We start from the raw sequence: 16,486 nt of genomic DNA, 5'->3' as shown, positions 1-16,486 counted from the left end.
TCCTGGCCGTCGTTGCTACGGTCAAGCCCTGGCGAATGCGGCCCTCGCGTCAACCGGCGCGGTGCCGGCGACTTTCGCTGGGGCGAGGGAGGCCAAAGGGAACTCGGCTCCCGGGAGAGCACGGCATAAGCCGTCCGACCATCGCGCAGGGAAGGCCGAGTGATTGGCTACACCTGTATGCTGCTGTGCGGTCTCCTTTGCGCATTATTCGCGCAGCGGACCGCGGGTGCCAGCCGGCACCCGGCCTTCCCTGCGCCCTCCTGGATTGGAGGGTGAAAGATGAAGCAAAGCTCGGGCGAATAGCGCCGCGAGGATGCGAAGGCGTGTTTGCGCCACACACTCGCCGTCATCGCCCGGCCTTGACCGGGCGATCCAGTCCGCCGCGGCGGTTGTGATGGAATCGAGACGGCGGTGATTACTGGATTCCCCGCCTGCGCGGGGAATGACACCGTCATTTGGAAAACCGGCCCATGCCTCATTCGCCGTCATTGCGAGCGCAGCGAAGCAATCCAGAATCTCTCCGCGGAGGAACTCTGGATTGCTTCGCTGCGCTCGCGATGACGAGGATGAGAGTGCGCGCGTCACACCTTCTCGTGCCCCGGACGCGGCGCAGCGTTATCCCGGCGATGCGAAGCATCGTCCGGTTCGACGGTGCGCTGCAGAGCCGGGGCTTATGCCTCCGCGCAATCCGTGTGGCTTTCCGGGTCCCGGCTCTGCGCAGCAACGCTCGCGCGTTGCAGCGCGTCCGGGACACGAGAATGATGGCGAAGAATCGTGTGCGCGCCTCAACCCTGGCTCGCCATGCGAGCGCGGTCGAGATGCTCCTCGATCTTCGGGCGGTCGCGAGTGCGCTCGAAACTGGTGCAGAGCAGTTCGGTCTCTTCGAGCGAGACCGGGGCGCGATACAGCCGGCACATGAACTCGGCGCTCGTGCGTCCCTTGCCGGTGCTCGGGCTGCGTTCGGCGAGAAACATGCAGTCACGGCAGATACTGGCATCGAGCCGCTGATGGGCCGCGTCGAGGTGATTGAGGATCTCCCGCAGCGAGTCGCGCAAGCGGACGCACTCCTCGGTGCCGAGCGCCGTGACTGCATTCATCACGTGATTGATCGGATCGTGCTGGCTCAGGCACTTCTCGCCCTGCGCGGTGACGTGCAGCACGACAGAACGCTTGTCCTCGTGCGACGGCTTTCGCACCAGGAAGGACTTGCCCTCCAGCGTCTTCACGATCTGCGATGCAGTCGCCCTGGTGGCGCCGATGAAGCCGGCGAGCGCGGACGGCGTGCGCGAAAACCTGTTGGCGCGCCCGAGAAAGCGCAGCGCCATCCATTCCCGATCCCGCAACCCGTGCTGATTGCCTTCGAAATACCAAGCCCTCGCCGCCTGAACCAGCAGCTCGACGGCCTCTCGTGCCAATGGCATGAATTTTACCTCGTCCCCGGAACTTCGTGTGCGGCGTCCCGAAGCCGCCTTGCGCCCTGGCTCGCGAATCGCTCGATGGCACGGACTGCAACGCGCCCGACCTGGACCAATGGGCGTCGTGCAGTCCGGAGCGAGAGGCCGCGTCGCTGATGGCTTGCCAGCAGCGTCGTCGTCGCACGGGAGCCCGAGTTGCCGTCGCCTGCGGACGATGGATCGGAGAAGTTCAACCGAAGCCCCTAAAGTTCAAGTCACACGCAGACGTTTCTTATCATCCACCGAAACGATGAATGAGCTTCTCAACAAAATCAAGTAGAGACACTCTTGGAGACCGGATGTCGTTGCAGGCGAATGTAACGTTCAAGACAATCTCTCTCGTCGGGACACATGATGGTGAACGTAATTCGCTGTCAGACGAGCAACATGCACTCAACTATACGACGGTTTGATTGCACCGAATATTGTTGTCTGTCGTTGATGCAAGTTGATCGAAGCTTGTGCATGACGACGATCTGCGTCGTGATGTCGTCCACAACTTGTGCGATCCATCCGGGAATCGCCGGGGGAACTCGCAGGGATTGCGCGCGTTGGTTGTGGTTGTGGAATCGTCCGGTTGGGCGCTACTCGCCGCGTCGCCCGATTCTCTCATCCAAATGATTGACGCGCTCGCGACGAAAACCTGCGGTGGCCGCGCCAGCGCATGCGCTGGAAGCGTGGCGTCATGCGCAATCGTCTGTCGAAAACCATCGGCAGGGTGTTGGGCGGCGCGCATGGCGCGCCGTCTCCCCTTGCGAATTGCTACTCGCCCCTGAGCATGTCCCGGAGCTCGCGGAACGGATCGGCACTCGGCGGAGCCGAAGCGTCCTGCCGCATCGCGCCGTAGATTTTCGGAACCATGTCGACCGCCTGGTCGAGGCCCGAATCACGTCCCTGCTGGTAGCCGCCCATCAGGCGAAGGTCGCGCGTGTCCTCGTATTTGGCGATCATGGCGCGGAGCTTGCTCACCAATTCGCGCTCTTCGGGGTCCCAGACGTTATGGGCGAGGCGGGAGACCGAGGCGAGGACGTCCACGGCCGGATAGCGGGCCTGGTCGGCAATGTGGCGGCTGAGCACGATGTGCCCATCGAGCGTGCTGCGGATGGTGTCGGCGATCGGCTCGTTGTGATCGTCGCCGTCGACCAGCACGGAGAAGATGCCGGTGATGCTCCCGGATCCCTCCTCGCCGGGGCCGGCGCGCTCGAGAAGGCGCGGCAGATCGGTGAAGACCGTCGGCGCATAGCCGCGTGCGACCGCGGGCTCGCCGGCGGCGAGCGCGACTTCGCGGGCGGCGTGGGCAAAACGGGTGATCGAATCGACCATCAGCAGCACCGATTCGCCCCGGTCGCGGAAATATTCGGCGACCGCCATGGCCGTCTTCGGCGCCAGCCGCCGCATCATCGGGCTCTCGTCGCCGGTCGAGACGATTGTGACGGCGCGATGACGGTCGTTGCCCAGCACGTCCTCGATGAACTCGCGCACCTCGCGGCCGCGCTCGCCGACCAGGGCCAGCACGACGGTGTCAAAGCCCTGGCTGCGGGCGAGCATCGCCAGCAGCGTCGATTTGCCGACGCCGGAGCCTGCGAAGATGCCGACACGCTGGCCGGCGCAGATCGGCGCGAACAGGTCGATGACCCGGACGCCGGTGCGCAGCGGCTTGTGGACGCGCGCGCGCTTCATCGCCGACGGTGCCTCCGCCTCGGCAGAGACGGCACGCGATCCCGGGGTGAGAGGGCCCTGTCCGTCCAGCGGCGCCCCGAGCGCGTTGATGACGCGGCCCTTCCAGCTCGGATCGGGCGCGAACGACAGGGGCGGCATGCGGTATGCGACCGAGCCGAGGCCGCCGGCGAACTGCCGGTCGAACGGCTTGGCGATGATGCCCTCGCTGTCGATCCGCACCACCTCGCCGATCTGGGGCTTGCCGCCGGAATTGACGCCGATGAGTTCGCCGAGCCTGACGAAGCGCGACAGGCCGGAGACGCGGAAATGCGTCGGCGCGATCTCGGAGATCGCGCCGCTGACGCTTGCCAGGGGAGTGCTCTGCTGAAGCTCCAGCAGCGCCCACTCGAGTTGCCGAAGAGCGTTCAAGGAAACCGTCCAACCTCAATCTCAATGCGCGCGAGGCGCGGTCTACTTGCCGGGTTCGCCGAGCGTCCGGATTGCGTTCTGGAGCGAGCTCTCGGTGCCCTCGATCATCGAATTGGTGCCGTCGAAGGCGCGCGAAGCGGCGATCAGCTTGGTCAATTCCATCATCGGATTGGCGCCGGAGCCCTCGACATAGCCTTGCTTGAAGCCGTCGCGGGAGAAATCGGCGATGGCGGTCGCAGGCCGGTCGGGCGTGACGCCGGAATTGCCGTAGCGCTCGAGACCGGCGTCGGCGGGAATGTTGAACAGGCCGATGGTGCCGATCTCGTTGTTGTCCTGGGTGATCGCGCCGCTGCGCGCGATCGAGATCGGTCCGCCATTGGGGTCGAGCGTGATCTGCGCGCCGCCGGAATCGATGACGGGGAAGCCGGACACCGTCTGAAGGTCGCCATTGGCGGCGATCTGGAGGCGGCCGTCACGCGTATAGACCGTGCCGTTCGGACCGGCGAAGGCGATCCAGCCCTGGCCGACCACGGCGACATCGAGCGGGTTGCCGCTCTCGGTGATGTTGCCTTGCTCGCGCGAGATGATGTTGTCGCCGGGCGAGGAGAAAGCGACCGGGTTCGCGCCCGCCTTGGACAGCACGGTCTCGAACTTCACCACGTCGGTGCGGAATGCCGCCGTGTTGACGTTGGCGACGTTGTTGGCGATCGTCTGGAGGCGCTTTTCGAGAGCGACCTGCGCCGACAATCCCACATAGAGAGCGGATTGCATGACTTACCTGTTGAACTTGATGTTCTGAAGCGTCGTGAGCACGTTGGTATCCAGGCTGATCGACGTCGCGGCGCCGGCGATGAGGACCAGTGCGGGGTTGGTCGAAGTGTCGCTCTGGGCCTGGGTCGCGTCCCACATCGCCGCGAATCGCTGCACGAATTTGGTGACCTTGGTCGGGTCCTGGAAATCGGTGAGATCGATCTTGTCCGTGATCATCTTGGCCTGGACATCGATGTCGGACGAGCTGATCGTCGCCGGCCAGCCCATTGCGGTCTGCACCACCTGCGTCAGCGCCTTGTCGGCGAGGATCTGGTAGGCGTTGGTGACGGTGGAGGCCTTGCGGGTGAAATAGAGCGCCAGCCGCAGACCCTCGTTCTGGTCGCCGGCCTTCTCCTCCATCGTCTGGGTGACGTATTGGGTCGCCGTCCCGGTCGTGGCTGCGGTGGTCTGGGTCGCCTGGTCGCCGAGCGCGGCGAAATTGAAGGCGGTGGCGAACTGCCGGTAGCGGGTATCGGAGAGCTTGTTGGCGAAGGCGTCCTTGTCCGTCACCCCCTCCGTCAGCACCTTGCGCATGAACGCCTTGGCATAGGTCATGTCGCTGAGGCCATAGGCCTTCATCGCATAGGTGTAGAGACGGTAATCCTTCAGGAAATCGTCGACCGTCTTCACGTTGCCGATATGGCTGAGGAAATAGTCGGTCTCGCGGCTGACATCGGGCTCGGTCGCGACCTGGGTCATCGACTTGCCCATGTCCTTGGTCAACCTGGTGTAGTCCGCGATGGTGGATAGCATGGCACGCGTTCCTCTGGCCGCCCTTGCGACGTCGTCTCAAGCTGCCGCGAATTGCTTGCGCGAGGCTGGCCATGGGCGAAGCCAGCTTCGCGCAAGGCTCGCCGACTAGATATTTCCGGTGGGATCGGCGATGGAGCGGCGCGTTGGGCAGTTTCGTGGGGATTTTCATCACGGTAGCGGCACTGCTCGGCGGATTTGCTGCCATGGGCGGGCATCTGGCCGTGCTCATGCAGCCGTGGGAGTTCGTGATCATCATGGGCACCGCGGTCGGCACCTTCATCGTGGCCAATCCGTGGAAAACCGTCGTGGATACCGGGGTTGCCTGCATGCAGGCGATCACCGGTTCGGTGCCCGGTCAGCGCTATTATCTCGATCTGCTCGGCGCGCTCCACGCGCTGATGCGCGAGCTCAGGGGCAAGGGCCGCAACGAGGTCGAGGCGCATATCGACGATCCATCGTCCTCCGAGATCTTCAAGGCGTTTCCGAGCGTGCTCGGGGACCCTTCGCTGCTTCAGTTCATCTGCGACTATGTCCGCCTCATCATCATGGGTAACGCGCGCACGCACGAGATCGAAGCGCTGATGGACGAGGAGATCCACACCATCGTGAAGAGCAAGCTGGCGCCCTACCATTCCATCGTGGTCGTGTCCGAGGCGCTGCCGGCGCTGGGCATCGTCGCCGCGGTGCTCGGCGTCATCAAGGCCATGGGCGCGCTTGACCAGTCGCCGAAGCTCCTTGGCGGCTTCATCGGTGCGGCGCTCGTCGGCACTTTCGCCGGCATCTTCCTGTCCTACGGTGTCCTTTCGCCCTTCGCGATGAAGATCAAGATGACGCGAGAGAAGAAGTGCCGGCCCTACATCATCGTCAAGCAGACGCTGCTGGCCTTCATGAACGGTGCCATGCCGCAGATCGCCGTCGAGCATGGCCGCAAGATGATTGCGAGCAGCGAACGGCCGTCGATCGATGTGGTCGAGAACGAGACGATTGCAGGTCCCAAGGCCGTCGTGACCGAGGCTGAACCGAAGGCTGCCCGCGCATGACGATGGAAGACGTCGACATCGATCAGAAGAAGCAGCTGCCGAACTACCTGCTGGACGCCGCCGGCATATCGATCGAACGCATGCCGATGCTCAATGTGATCTTCGATCGCATGGCGGCATCGTGCACCGACAGCCTGCAGCCGATGGCCGGAACGCCGTGCTACTTCTCGGTCAACGGCATCACCAACGATCCTCTCGGCGACATCATCAAGGACTACGAGGGCAACGCGGTCGCCGCGGTGCTCTATGCCGAGCAGTGGGACTCCCGCGTCATCATCATGCTCGATCGCGACTTCGTCTTCACGATGGTCGAGGCGATGTTCGGCTCCGACGGCGCCGAGCCGCCGCTCGATGTCGAGCGCACCTTCTCGAACATCGAGATCCGGTTGGTCCAGGCGTTGTTCGAGCGGTTCGCCAAGGCGCTGCAGTCCTCGTTCGCCGGCACCTCCAACGTCACTTTCCGCGTCGAGCGGGTCGAGACGGCGATGGCGTCGCTGGCGATCGGGCGCAGCAGCAACATGTCGATCTGCGCGAACATCATGGTGCAGGCGCTCTATCGCGGCGGCCAGATGTTCCTGATCATTCCGCACTCCGCTCTGAACCCGCTGCGCCAGAAGTTGGCGCATGTCGTCGTCAGCGACGGTCGCGCGAGCGATCCGCGCTGGCGCGAGCAGATGGAGAGCGAGGTCCACCGGACCGAGGTCACGCTGAGCGCTGTGCTCGACGAGAAGATGATTTCCCTCGAGGACGTCGTGAAGTTCCACGTCGGGCAGGTGCTCGAGCTCGAGGCCACGCCGCGCACGCTCGCCCGGCTCGAGAGCAACAACCAGGTGCTGTTCTGGTGTCAGATCGGCCAGCTTGATGGCTACTACGCCATGCAGGTGGCAGATCCCGTCGATCAGAAGCGGGAGTTCGTCGATGATATCCTATCTCGTTGATGCCGTGCTGCTGATCGCGCTCGCCTTCACCAGCATGCGGGTGACCCGGATGCACCGCGAGCTGGCGCGGCTGCGCAGCTACCAGGGCGAATTCTCGACCATCGTCCACGAGACGGCGGGCGCCTTCGACACGGTCATCACCGCGGCGCATGATTCCACCGCAAATCTGGGCCGGCTCGCCAACGTGCTGAATTCGAAGATCGATCAGGCCCACGAGGCGATCGCGGCGCTCGATGCGAGGAGCGGGCTCGCGCCCGCCGCCGGCGCCGAAGTGAACAAGCATTGAAGCCGAAGCCGGCGGAACACATACGATCGGAACGTCGCGGCGCTCCGGGAGCGGAAATACCAAGAGGCGATACCAAATGGCGCAATCCTTCGACTACGAGTCTGCATCTGCATCGGAAGAGACCGAGACGTCTCCGCTGGAGCGGCTGGCGGAGATCGCCGCACGCACGGCGGAGGAGACCGGCAAGTTCGCCAATGTCGACGCCATCCTGCGCATTCCGGTCACCATGCAGGTGGTGCTGGGCTCGGCCACCATTCCGGTGGCAAACCTGATGAAGCTCGGGCGAGGCGCGGTGGTTCCGCTCGATCACCGCGTGGGCGAGCCCGTCGACGTCGTCGTCAACGGCCGCATCGTCGCCCGCGGCGAGGTGGTCGTGGTTGAAGAGGACAATTCCCGCTTCGGCGTCTCGCTCACGGAGATCGTCGGGCCGCTGGGGCAGGGTGATACCTGACCATGGCGGCACAGGTCGGCATCGCTCCCATCAAGCAGCGAGGCGTTGCCACGCTGGGTGGAACGGAAAAGGTCGCCGCGCTCCTGCTGGCCATGGGCCGGCAGGCGGCTGCGAGCGTGCTCGCGCAGTTCGAGCCGCAGGACATCCGTATCATCACCAAGGCCGCGGCCGAGCTGCGCCCGATCACTGCGCAGGAACTCGAGGCGATTGTCGAGGAGTTCGCACAGCAGTTCTCGATGGGCGCCAACATCCTCGGCACTCTGGGCGGCCTCGAAGCCGTGCTCGGCGACGTGCTTCCCGCCGATCAGGTCTCGGCGATCATGTCGGACCTGCTCGGCAATTCGAGCCGGTCGGTGTGGGACCGCGTCTCGTCAGTGTCGGAAAATTCGCTGGCGACCTACCTCTCCAAGGAGCATCCGCAGACCGCGGCGTTGATCCTGTCCAAGGTCAAGCCGTCCTGCGCCGCCAAGGTGATGAGCCAGTTGCCGTCGAGCCTGCGCAACGAATTGATGCGGCGCGTGCTCAGCCTCAAGCCGATCGTCGACGACGCACTGAAGGTCCTCGAGAAGACGCTGCACGAAGACCTGACGCTCAATTTCGCCCGCAATCTGGGTGCGGATACCTATGCCCGTGTCGCCGACATCATCAACAAGATGGAGCGCGGCCACATCGAGGACATGCTGAAGAGCCTGTCGGAGAAGCGGCCGAAGTCGGCCGAAGTGCTGAAGGAGCTGCTGTTCACCTTCGACGACGTGATCAACCTGGCGCCGAAGGCGCGCACGATGATCTTCGATCAGGTGCCGACCGATCGTATCGTGGTCGCGCTGAAGGGCACCGACAAGCATTTCCGCGAAACGATCCTGTCCGCGGTCGCCTCGCGCGTTCGTCGCGTCGTCGAGCACGAACTCGCCATCGGCGAGCCGTCGAACCAGCGCGACGTGCTGGAGGCGCGCCGCGTCATCACCGATCTCGCGCTCGACCTCGCCGAGAAGGGTGAAATCGAGCTCAACCCCGACCAGGAGGATGAGCTGGTCTTCCGCTGACCGCTGAACGGGCATGGCAGAATCATCCGATCAGGAGAGCAAGACAGAAGAGCCGACCGAGAAGAAAGTCCGTGATGCGCTCGAACAGGGCAAGATCCCGGTCTCTCGGGAGGCTTCTATTTTCGCCTCGATGGCCGCGCTGATGGTGATCCAGGCGTTCCTGATCAGCCAGAGCGTGCAGCAATTGACGCCGACGCTGAAGAGCTTTCTCGACGATCCCGACGGCTTCCCGCTCAACACCGGCGCCGACGCTCAGAACCTGCTCGCCGTGGTAGGCCTCCAGGCGTTGCGCTTCCTCGTGCCGCTGGTCGTCATTCTCGCGGTGTTCGGGCTCGCGGCCTCGCTGCTGCAGAATGCGCCGCGCCTCGTGCTGCAGCGCATCGCGCCGGACCTGTCGCGAATCTCCCCGATCAGCGGCTGGAGCCGGTTGTTCGGAACGCAGGGCCTCGTCGAGTTCGCCAAGTCGCTGTTCAAGCTCGCCTCGGTGACCGCCGTCGTCGTCTTCGTGCTGCGCTCCTCCGAGGCGAAGGCGTTCGAGGCGATGTACACCGATCCGGTCGCGCTGCCAGAGATGATCCTCAGCATCGCGATGCGAATCGTCTCGGCGATCTGCATCGCGACCATCGTCCTGGTCGCGATCGATCTCGCCTGGGCGCGCTTCCACTGGCGGCGCGAGCTGCGTATGACGCGGCAGGAAATCAAGGACGAGCACAAGCAGGCCGAAGGCGATCCGCTGATCAAGGCGCGCCTGCGTTCGCTGGCGCGCGACCGCTCGCGCCAGCGCATGATCGCCGCCGTGCCGCGTGCAACGCTGGTGATCGCGAACCCGACGCACTTCGCGATCGCGCTGCGCTACAAGCGCGAGGAAAATCCCGCGCCGCTCGTCGTCGCCAAGGGCATGGACGTGATCGCGCTGAAGATCCGCGAAACCGCCGAACAGAACCGCATTCCCGTGATCGAAAACAAGGCGCTTGCGCGCGCGCTGTATGAGGCGGTTCAGGTCGACCAGGTGATCCCGGCGGAATTCTTCCGCCCGGTCGCCGAGATCATCTACTTCCTGCAGTCCAAGCAGGCGCCGCGGACCGAGAAGGTTCAGTAGAATTCCGAGGATGGCGTCCCGTCCAAAAGCTTGACGAAAGCTTAACGCCCTAAGCTGACCCCAACGGATCATAATGGGGCTGTCGTGGGACCGCTTTATCTCTTTGAACTCGCATCGTCGCAGGCGCGGTACCTCGAGCTCCGCCAGTCGACCATCGCGACCAACGTTGCCAACGCCAATACGCCGGGCTTCAAGGCCCGCGACGTCGAGCCGTTCAACAAGGTGCTCGACACGATGCCGGTCAGGCTTGCGATGACATCGCCATCGCACATGCAGATGGCTACGGCCGAAAGCGACACACGCCCGACGTCCAAGAAGGACAGCTGGGAAGTGGTTCACTCCGGCAACTCCGTCAGCCTCGAGCAGGAAATGATCAAGGGCAATGACGTCAATCGCGACTACTCGATGAACACGGCGGTCGTGCGGTCGTTCCACCGCATGATCCTGTCGAGCGCGAAGACCTGAGGTGAATTGATATGCTGGATCCACTGAGCGCCTCTCTGACGGTCGCGAGCTCCGGGCTCGAAGCGCAATCGACGCGCATGCGCATCGTCTCAGAAAACCTCGCCAACGCCACGGCGACGGGGCGTACCGCGGGCGCCGATCCGTATCAGCGCAAGACCATCACCTTCGATGCTGCGATGGATCGCGCCTCGGGCGCGCAACTGGCGAAAGTCAAGGAAATCGGTGTCGACACCACGCCCTACCGCGTGGAGTACGAGCCCGGACATCCCGCCGCCGACAAGGCCGGCTACGTCAAGATGCCGAACGTCAACATGATGGTCGAAATGGCCGACATGCGGGAAGTCAACCGGTCCTATGAGGCAAATCTCCAGGTCGTGAAACAGGTTAGGTCGATGCTTGGCATGACCGTCGACCTGCTGAGGAGCTGACAATGCTTGAGGCGATTTCATCCACCCTGATCTCCGGCGCCCAGGCGGCGTTGCGCGCGAATGAAACGCAGGCGATCGCCCCCGCGGCGCCGACTGCGGTCCAGTCCGGCAACGACGTCGGCTTTGAATCGGTGATGAAGCAGGTGACGACCGACGCGATCGGAACGTTGAAGTCGGGCGAAGCGGCGTCGATCTCGGCGATGCAGGGCAAGGAATCGACCCGCAAGGTCGTAGAGGCGCTGATGTCGGCCGAGCAGGCTCTGCAGACCGCGGTCGCGGTCCGCGACAAGGTCGTGCAGGCCTATCAAGAAGTCGTCCGGATGTCGATTTGATCTGAAGGAATAACGATCGTGAAATCGCTAGCCATTGCGGCCACGGGCATGAATGCCCAGCAGACCAATATCGAAGTCATCGCGAACAACATCGCCAACATCAACTCGACGTCGTACAAGCGGGCGCGCGCGGAGTTCACCGATCTGTTCTATCAGATGGATCGCATGCAGGGCGTCGCGAACGTCAACGGCTCCTCGCCGATCCCGGAGGGCGCCAATCTCGGCCTCGGCGTCAAGTCGGCGGCCATCCGCAAGCTGCACATCCAGGGCGCGCTGACGCAGACCGGTAACCCCTACGATCTCGCGATCAACGGTCGGGGCTGGTTTCAGGTGCTGGGCCCGAACAACGAGGTGCAATACACCCGTGCGGGTTCGTTCAACACCAATGCCAACGGCCAGCTCGTCACGACCGACGGCTACCTGCTGGATCCCGCGATCACGATCCCGCAGGGAACGGTCCAGGTCACGGTCAACCAGACCGGTCAGGTGTTCGCCAAGCTGGACACCGAAGTGAACCCGCGGCAGATCGGCCAGCTCAACCTCGCCAATTTCGCCAACGAGGCGGGCCTCGAGCCGCTGGGCAGCAATCTCTATCGCGAGACCACGGCGTCCGGCACGCCGGTCGTCGGACTGCCGGGCGATTCCGGATACGGCAAGATCAACCAGCAATATCTCGAAGCCTCGAACGTCGACCCGGTCAAGGAAATCACCGAGTTGATCTCGGCGCAGCGCGCCTACGAAATGAATGCCAAGGTCATCCAGGCCTCGGATGAAATGGCCCAGACAGTCTCGAAGGGCATGCGCTAGTTCCGGTGTCTCGATGTTGAACAGGGTGAACTTGATGGTGCGCGGGTTGGCCGCCGTGCTGCTGGTTCTCGTCTCGGCGCAGGCCGCTGCGGCCGAGGAGAAGCGGCTTCCCGTGCCGGCCGTCTCGATCCGCGCCGGCGAGCTGATCCGGGACGACATGATCACCGAGCGCGCCTTCGCGCCGAGTCTGCTCGGCGTTGCCATGTTCATCGAAGGACGCCAGGTCCTGGTCGGCCGTATGGCGCGGCGCGCCTTGCTGCCGGGCCAGCCCATTCCGACCAACGCGGTGGAAGATCCGTGGACCGTCGCGCGCGGCGCGATGGTCAAGGTCGTCGTCGAAGACAGCGGCCTGTCGATCGTCACCTACGGCGCGGCGATGCAGTCGGGCGCGGCAGGCGCCCTCATCCCGGTGCGAAACACCGATACCGGCGTGATCATCAGGGGCGTCGTCCAGCCGGACGGCACCGTCAAGGTCGTGGACGGGTCATGACCAGATTCCTGCTTGCGCTCGTCCTCCTCGTCTCCGCCGCCAGCGCCCAGGCCGCCGTCCGCATCAAGGACATCGCGGACATCAAGGGATTGCGCGAGAACCAGATCGTCGGCTACGGCCTCGTCATCGGCCTGAACGGCACCGGCGACACGCTCCGCAACGCCCCGTTCACGGAGCAGTCCCTGCAATCGATGCTCGAGAACATGGGCATCAATGTCAGGAACGAGACCACGAGCACCAACAATCCCCCGCGCCCGACGACCCTGCGCACGCGCAACGTCGCGGCCGTGATGGTGACCGCGGACCTGCAACCCTCGATCGGGCCCGGCGAGCGCATGGACGTGACCGTGTCCTCGCTCGGCGATGCGACCTCGCTGCTGGGCGGCACGCTGGTGATGACATCGCTGCGCGCGGCGGATGGCGCGGTCTATGCGGTGGCGCAAGGGGCGGTCACGGTCGCCGGCTACAGCGTGGGAGGCCAGGCCCAGAACGTCAGCCAGGGCACGCCGACCGCCGGGCGCATTCCGAACGGTGCGCTGGTCGAACGGGAAGTGCAGGGAAGTCTCCGCGAGATGGAGTTCCTGGTGCTGGAGCTGAAGAACCCCGACTTCGTCACCGCGACGCGCATTCTCGACGCCATCAACCACTACGCAGGCGGACGTTATCGCGCGCAGATCGCCTTCGAGCGCGACTATCGCACCATCGTGCTGTCGAAGCCGCGCCACATCGGGCCGGTTCGCTTCCTCGCCGAGATCGGCGAGCTGACGGTCGAGCCGGACACACCGGCGCGGGTGGTGATCAACGAGCGCACCGGCACGGTGGTGATCGGACGCGACGTGCGGATATCGACCGTTGCCGTGACGCACGGCAACCTGACGGTTCGTGTCACGGAGATGCCGGTGGTGTCGCAGCCGGCGCCGTTCTCGCGGGGGCAGACGGTGGTCGTGCCGCAGACCGTGGTCGAGGCCAACGAGGCCGGATCACAGGTGGCGATCCTGAGCGGTGTCGATCTCCAGCGCCTGGTGCGCGGGCTCAACCAGATCGGCCTGAAGCCGTCCGGCATCATTGCGATCCTCCAGGCAATCAAGACGGCCGGCGCGCTTCAGGCCGACGTCATCGTGCAATGATGCGCAAGCGTCGTGCAAGCTTGGTCGCTCAATGCTCAGGTCTCGACCGAGAATCGCACGCGGCCCGATGCTGAAGCTGGATCACAAAGCCAAACTCCTCCTCCTGGTCGCGGCCGCGGCGCTTGCGAGCGCTTCGCCCGTGCAGGCGCTGGACGAGGCGAAGTCGTCGAAGCCGCTCAACCTGCTGTCCTTTGCGCGCGCCCGGGCGCCCGGGGCGCAGAAGCCGGGCGCGCCGATCACCGCTGTTCCGGCGAGCAGCGCGTCCATTCGGGCAACGGCATGGGCGGCCGAAGATTCGGGACCCGCGATCACCGGCGCCGTACCGGCTGCCGAGACGCCGGCGCTAGCACCCGCGCCCGTGCGTCCGGCCAAGCCCGGTAGCGTCACGGCGCCGCCGAAGACCGCGCCGCCCCAGGCCGCGGCAACCGCGGACAATGAAGTCGCACTGTTCTGCAGCAACGTGGCCGACCCAGCGGTCGATGCGAGGCTGGCCTGGCAGCTCAAGGAGCTGGAGAAGGCCGAGAGCCAACTCCGTGAACGGATCGCCGAGGTCGAGGCCAAGCGCGCCGAATACGAGAAGTGGATGGCGCTGCGCGACGACTTCCTGAAAAAGGCCGAAGCGCAGATGGTCGAGATCTATTCTCGCATGAAGCCCGACGCTGCGGCCACCCAGATCGCCGGCATGGCGGACGAGACCGCGGCTGCCGTGCTTGCCAAGCTCAGCCCGAGGAGCTCGAGCGCAATCTTCAACGAGATGGATACGGCGCGCGCTGCGCACCTTGCCGACCTGCTCGGCGGAATGCGCCGTGTGGATGACGGAAAGACCAAATAGATGAAGCAGCCGATCCTCACCCTCTCGCTCCTGCTGTCATCGGTGCTTCTGGCCGGATGCTTCCAGGATCCGGCCGAGGTCCTGACCGGCCCGCGCATGTCGCCCGTCGGCAGCGGCCTGAGGACACAGGCGGACCCGATCCCGGTGACGCCACGCATGCGCACGCCCGTCAGCTTCCGCTCGACCTGGGACGACGGCACGGATCTCTACCGCGATCCCCGCGCCCGGCGCACCGGCGACGTGGTGACGGTGATCATCTCGATGCAGGACAAGGCCAAGCTCGACAACAAGACCGACCGCTCGCGCGATTCGCAGATCAAGTTCGGGCTGGACTGGCTGATGGACGTGGCCGGCTGGAACGACAAGGGTTCGGCCAACGCCAATCTCAGCACCAACACCCAGATCAAGGGCAACGGCCAGATCGATCGCACCGAGGACATCAAGCTGTCGATCGCGGCCATCGTCACCGACGTGTTGCCGAACGGCAATATGATGATCAGCGGTTCGCAGGAGTTTCGCGTCAATACGGAGATGCGCGTGCTCAACGTCGGCGGCATCGTTCGTCCACGCGATATCTCACGAACCAACACGATCTCCTACGAGAAGATCGCCGAGGCGCGCGTCTCCTATGGCGGTCGCGGAAATCTGTCGGACGTGCAGCAGCCTGGATGGGGACATCGGATCTATGACGCCGTGGCACCATTCTGAGATTCGCAGCGGCCGGGCCGCGTCGCGAGGGCAGGGGACGTGATGCGCCTGATCGCGGCCATCGTGGCGCTCACGCTTGTTGCGATCGGTGCGGGCGCGCTCGCCGGTCTGCACCTGTTTGCGGCCGCCGAGCGCGTCGCCGACGCCAAGAAGACCGCCACGCCGCCGCCGCTTGCATCGAGCTATGCCGGCAGCGCGCGGCTTCGCAAGCTGTCCCCGATCGTGACCAATCTCGCCGCGCCGGCCAACAACTGGGCCCGCATCGAAGCTTCGATGGTGACCGAGAGCATGAGCGACGAAGATGCCGGCATCCTCGCCGCCCACATCAGCGAGGACATCATCACCTATCTGCGGTCGGCCTCGGTTGGGCAGTTCGAGGGATCGCGCGGGCTCCAGCATCTGCGCGACGACCTGACCGAGCGCGCCAACATCCGCTCGTCGGGCAAGGTGCGCGAATTGATCATTGAGACGTTGGTGATTCAGTGAAAGTGAAAGTCCTGCTGCTCGCGCTGCTTCTGGTCGTGCTGCCCGAGGTGGCGCTGGCCCAGATTCCGGACCTCAACTCGCTGCTGCCGCCCGGCAACGGCTCGACCAGCGGCCGCATCATCCAGCTGATGGCGCTGATCACGGTGCTGTCGGTGGCACCGGGGCTGCTCATCATGGTGACGAGCTTCACGCGATTTGCGGTGGCGCTGTCGTTCCTGCGCTCCGGTCTCGGCCTCCAGACCACGCCTGCCAATCTGGTGATGGTCAGCCTCGCGCTGTTCATGACGTTCTACGTGATGGCGCCGACCTTCGACCGCGCCTGGGAGACCGGCGTCCAGCCTCTCATGAAGAACGAGATCTCGGAGCAAGAGGCCTACCTGAAGATCACCGATCCGTTCCGCGAGTTCATGCTGGCCCACGTCCGCGACAAGGATCTGCAGACCTTCGAGTCGCTCGCCGCCGAAAGCTTCCGCAGGAAATTCGAGGACAAGCGCATCGATCTGCGCGTCATCATTCCGGCCTTCATGATCTCCGAGCTCAGGCGTTCCTTCGAGATCGGCTTCCTCATCATGCTGCCGTTCCTGGTGATCGACATGATCGTCGCGACGCTGACGATGTCGATGGGCATGATGATGATGCCGCCGACGATCCTCGCGCTGCCGTTCAAGATGCTGTTCTTTGTGCTGATCGACGGCTGGAACCTGCTTGCCTCGGGACTGGTACGGTCGTTCTCGTAACGACCGTCGGCCGGCCGGCGGGGTTATGGTTAGCGAGAAGTACCGGCTTATGGTTACCATAGGGTAATAGTAACCATATGATATTGCTACGAAATTCAAGCCGATCTTAATC

General features: G+C 64.3%; 20 protein-coding genes. 16 read left to right on the top strand and 4 right to left on the bottom strand.

What is annotated here, in order from left to right; translation table 11 throughout:
* Window positions 1–785 precede the first annotated feature (785 nt).
* The 4 genes from RAD15_RS17340 to RAD15_RS17325 all read right to left on the bottom strand — a co-directional run bounded on the left by RAD15_RS17340 (window position 786) and on the right by RAD15_RS17325 (window position 5,105).
* A complete protein-coding gene (locus tag RAD15_RS17340; protein WP_458179352.1) occupies window positions 786–1,421 on the bottom strand; it encodes a MarR family winged helix-turn-helix transcriptional regulator in 636 nt (211 codons plus the stop codon).
* A gap of 795 nt (window positions 1,422–2,216) precedes the next feature.
* A complete protein-coding gene (gene fliI, locus RAD15_RS17335) occupies window positions 2,217–3,542 on the bottom strand; it encodes a flagellar protein export ATPase FliI (protein ID WP_458179351.1) in 1,326 nt (441 codons plus the stop codon).
* A 42-nt stretch (window positions 3,543–3,584) separates the two neighbouring features.
* Window positions 3,585–4,313 (bottom strand): flagellar basal-body rod protein FlgF, encoded by a 729-nt coding sequence (flgF, locus tag RAD15_RS17330; protein WP_458179350.1) that lies wholly within the window; start codon window positions 4,311–4,313, stop codon window positions 3,585–3,587.
* A gap of 3 nt (window positions 4,314–4,316) precedes the next feature.
* Entirely contained in the window at window positions 4,317–5,105 is a 789-nt protein-coding gene (locus RAD15_RS17325; protein ID WP_458179349.1) for a DUF1217 domain-containing protein, read from the bottom strand.
* 143 nt (window positions 5,106–5,248) lie between these two features.
* Here RAD15_RS17325 and motA point away from each other — a divergent pair, with 143 nt between their 5' ends.
* From motA to fliP, 16 genes are all read left to right on the top strand, one after another.
* A complete protein-coding gene (motA, locus tag RAD15_RS17320; protein WP_458179348.1) occupies window positions 5,249–6,145 on the top strand; it encodes a flagellar motor stator protein MotA in 897 nt (298 codons plus the stop codon).
* Window positions 6,142–7,083: a flagellar motor switch protein FliM gene (locus RAD15_RS17315; protein ID WP_458179347.1), complete on the top strand. Its 942-nt coding sequence runs from the start codon at window positions 6,142–6,144 to the stop codon at window positions 7,081–7,083. The genes motA and RAD15_RS17315 overlap by 4 nt, the downstream gene beginning before the upstream one ends.
* Window positions 7,064–7,369 (top strand): hypothetical protein, encoded by a 306-nt coding sequence (locus tag RAD15_RS17310; RefSeq protein ID WP_458179346.1) that lies wholly within the window; start codon window positions 7,064–7,066, stop codon window positions 7,367–7,369. The genes RAD15_RS17315 and RAD15_RS17310 overlap by 20 nt, the downstream gene beginning before the upstream one ends.
* Window positions 7,370–7,445: 76 nt before the next feature.
* The gene (gene fliN / locus RAD15_RS17305) at window positions 7,446–7,820 is read left to right on the top strand and encodes a flagellar motor switch protein FliN (RefSeq protein WP_200498475.1); all 375 of its coding nucleotides are present in this window, start codon (window positions 7,446–7,448) and stop codon (window positions 7,818–7,820) included.
* A 2-nt stretch (window positions 7,821–7,822) separates the two neighbouring features.
* Window positions 7,823–8,863 (top strand): flagellar motor switch protein FliG, encoded by a 1,041-nt coding sequence (locus RAD15_RS17300; RefSeq protein ID WP_458179345.1) that lies wholly within the window; start codon window positions 7,823–7,825, stop codon window positions 8,861–8,863.
* Between the two features lie 13 nt (window positions 8,864–8,876).
* The gene (gene flhB / locus RAD15_RS17295) at window positions 8,877–9,962 is read left to right on the top strand and encodes a flagellar biosynthesis protein FlhB (RefSeq protein WP_458179344.1); all 1,086 of its coding nucleotides are present in this window, start codon (window positions 8,877–8,879) and stop codon (window positions 9,960–9,962) included.
* An 84-nt stretch (window positions 9,963–10,046) separates the two neighbouring features.
* Window positions 10,047–10,427 carry a flagellar basal body rod protein FlgB gene (flgB, locus tag RAD15_RS17290; RefSeq protein WP_458179343.1) on the top strand — a complete coding sequence of 127 codons (381 nt, stop codon included), beginning with the start codon at window positions 10,047–10,049 and terminating at the stop codon, window positions 10,425–10,427.
* Window positions 10,428–10,438: 11 nt separating this feature from the next.
* Window positions 10,439–10,855 carry a flagellar basal body rod protein FlgC gene (flgC, locus tag RAD15_RS17285; protein WP_458179342.1) on the top strand — a complete coding sequence of 139 codons (417 nt, stop codon included), beginning with the start codon at window positions 10,439–10,441 and terminating at the stop codon, window positions 10,853–10,855.
* Window positions 10,856–10,857: 2 nt separating this feature from the next.
* Window positions 10,858–11,187, top strand: a complete 330-nt coding sequence (locus tag RAD15_RS17280) for a flagellar hook-basal body complex protein FliE (protein WP_458179341.1) — start codon at window positions 10,858–10,860, stop codon at window positions 11,185–11,187.
* Window positions 11,188–11,205: 18 nt separating this feature from the next.
* Window positions 11,206–11,994, top strand: a complete 789-nt coding sequence (gene flgG / locus RAD15_RS17275; RefSeq protein ID WP_458179340.1) for a flagellar basal-body rod protein FlgG — start codon at window positions 11,206–11,208, stop codon at window positions 11,992–11,994.
* A 34-nt stretch (window positions 11,995–12,028) separates the two neighbouring features.
* The gene (gene flgA, locus RAD15_RS17270) at window positions 12,029–12,484 is read left to right on the top strand and encodes a flagellar basal body P-ring formation chaperone FlgA (protein WP_458179339.1); all 456 of its coding nucleotides are present in this window, start codon (window positions 12,029–12,031) and stop codon (window positions 12,482–12,484) included.
* On the top strand, window positions 12,481–13,611 hold the full coding sequence (gene flgI, locus RAD15_RS17265) for a flagellar basal body P-ring protein FlgI (RefSeq protein WP_458179338.1): 1,131 nt from the start codon (window positions 12,481–12,483) through the stop codon (window positions 13,609–13,611). The genes flgA and flgI overlap by 4 nt, the downstream gene beginning before the upstream one ends.
* Before the next feature lie 67 nt (window positions 13,612–13,678).
* The gene (locus RAD15_RS17260; RefSeq protein WP_458179337.1) at window positions 13,679–14,443 is read left to right on the top strand and encodes a MotE family protein; all 765 of its coding nucleotides are present in this window, start codon (window positions 13,679–13,681) and stop codon (window positions 14,441–14,443) included.
* Window positions 14,444–15,151, top strand: a complete 708-nt coding sequence (gene flgH / locus RAD15_RS17255; protein WP_458179336.1) for a flagellar basal body L-ring protein FlgH — start codon at window positions 14,444–14,446, stop codon at window positions 15,149–15,151. It abuts the gene before it with no gap.
* 42 nt (window positions 15,152–15,193) lie between these two features.
* Window positions 15,194–15,637 (top strand): flagellar basal body-associated FliL family protein, encoded by a 444-nt coding sequence (locus tag RAD15_RS17250; RefSeq protein ID WP_458179335.1) that lies wholly within the window; start codon window positions 15,194–15,196, stop codon window positions 15,635–15,637.
* On the top strand, window positions 15,634–16,374 hold the full coding sequence (fliP, locus tag RAD15_RS17245; RefSeq protein ID WP_458179334.1) for a flagellar type III secretion system pore protein FliP: 741 nt from the start codon (window positions 15,634–15,636) through the stop codon (window positions 16,372–16,374). Before RAD15_RS17250 ends, fliP begins: the two co-directional genes overlap by 4 nt.
* Window positions 16,375–16,486: the final 112 nt, after the last annotated feature.

The sequence above is a fragment of the Bradyrhizobium sp. 14AA genome, assembly GCF_054185205.1.
Note: the sequence above shows the minus strand (reverse complement) of the source record. Positions and strands in the feature narration are given on the sequence as shown.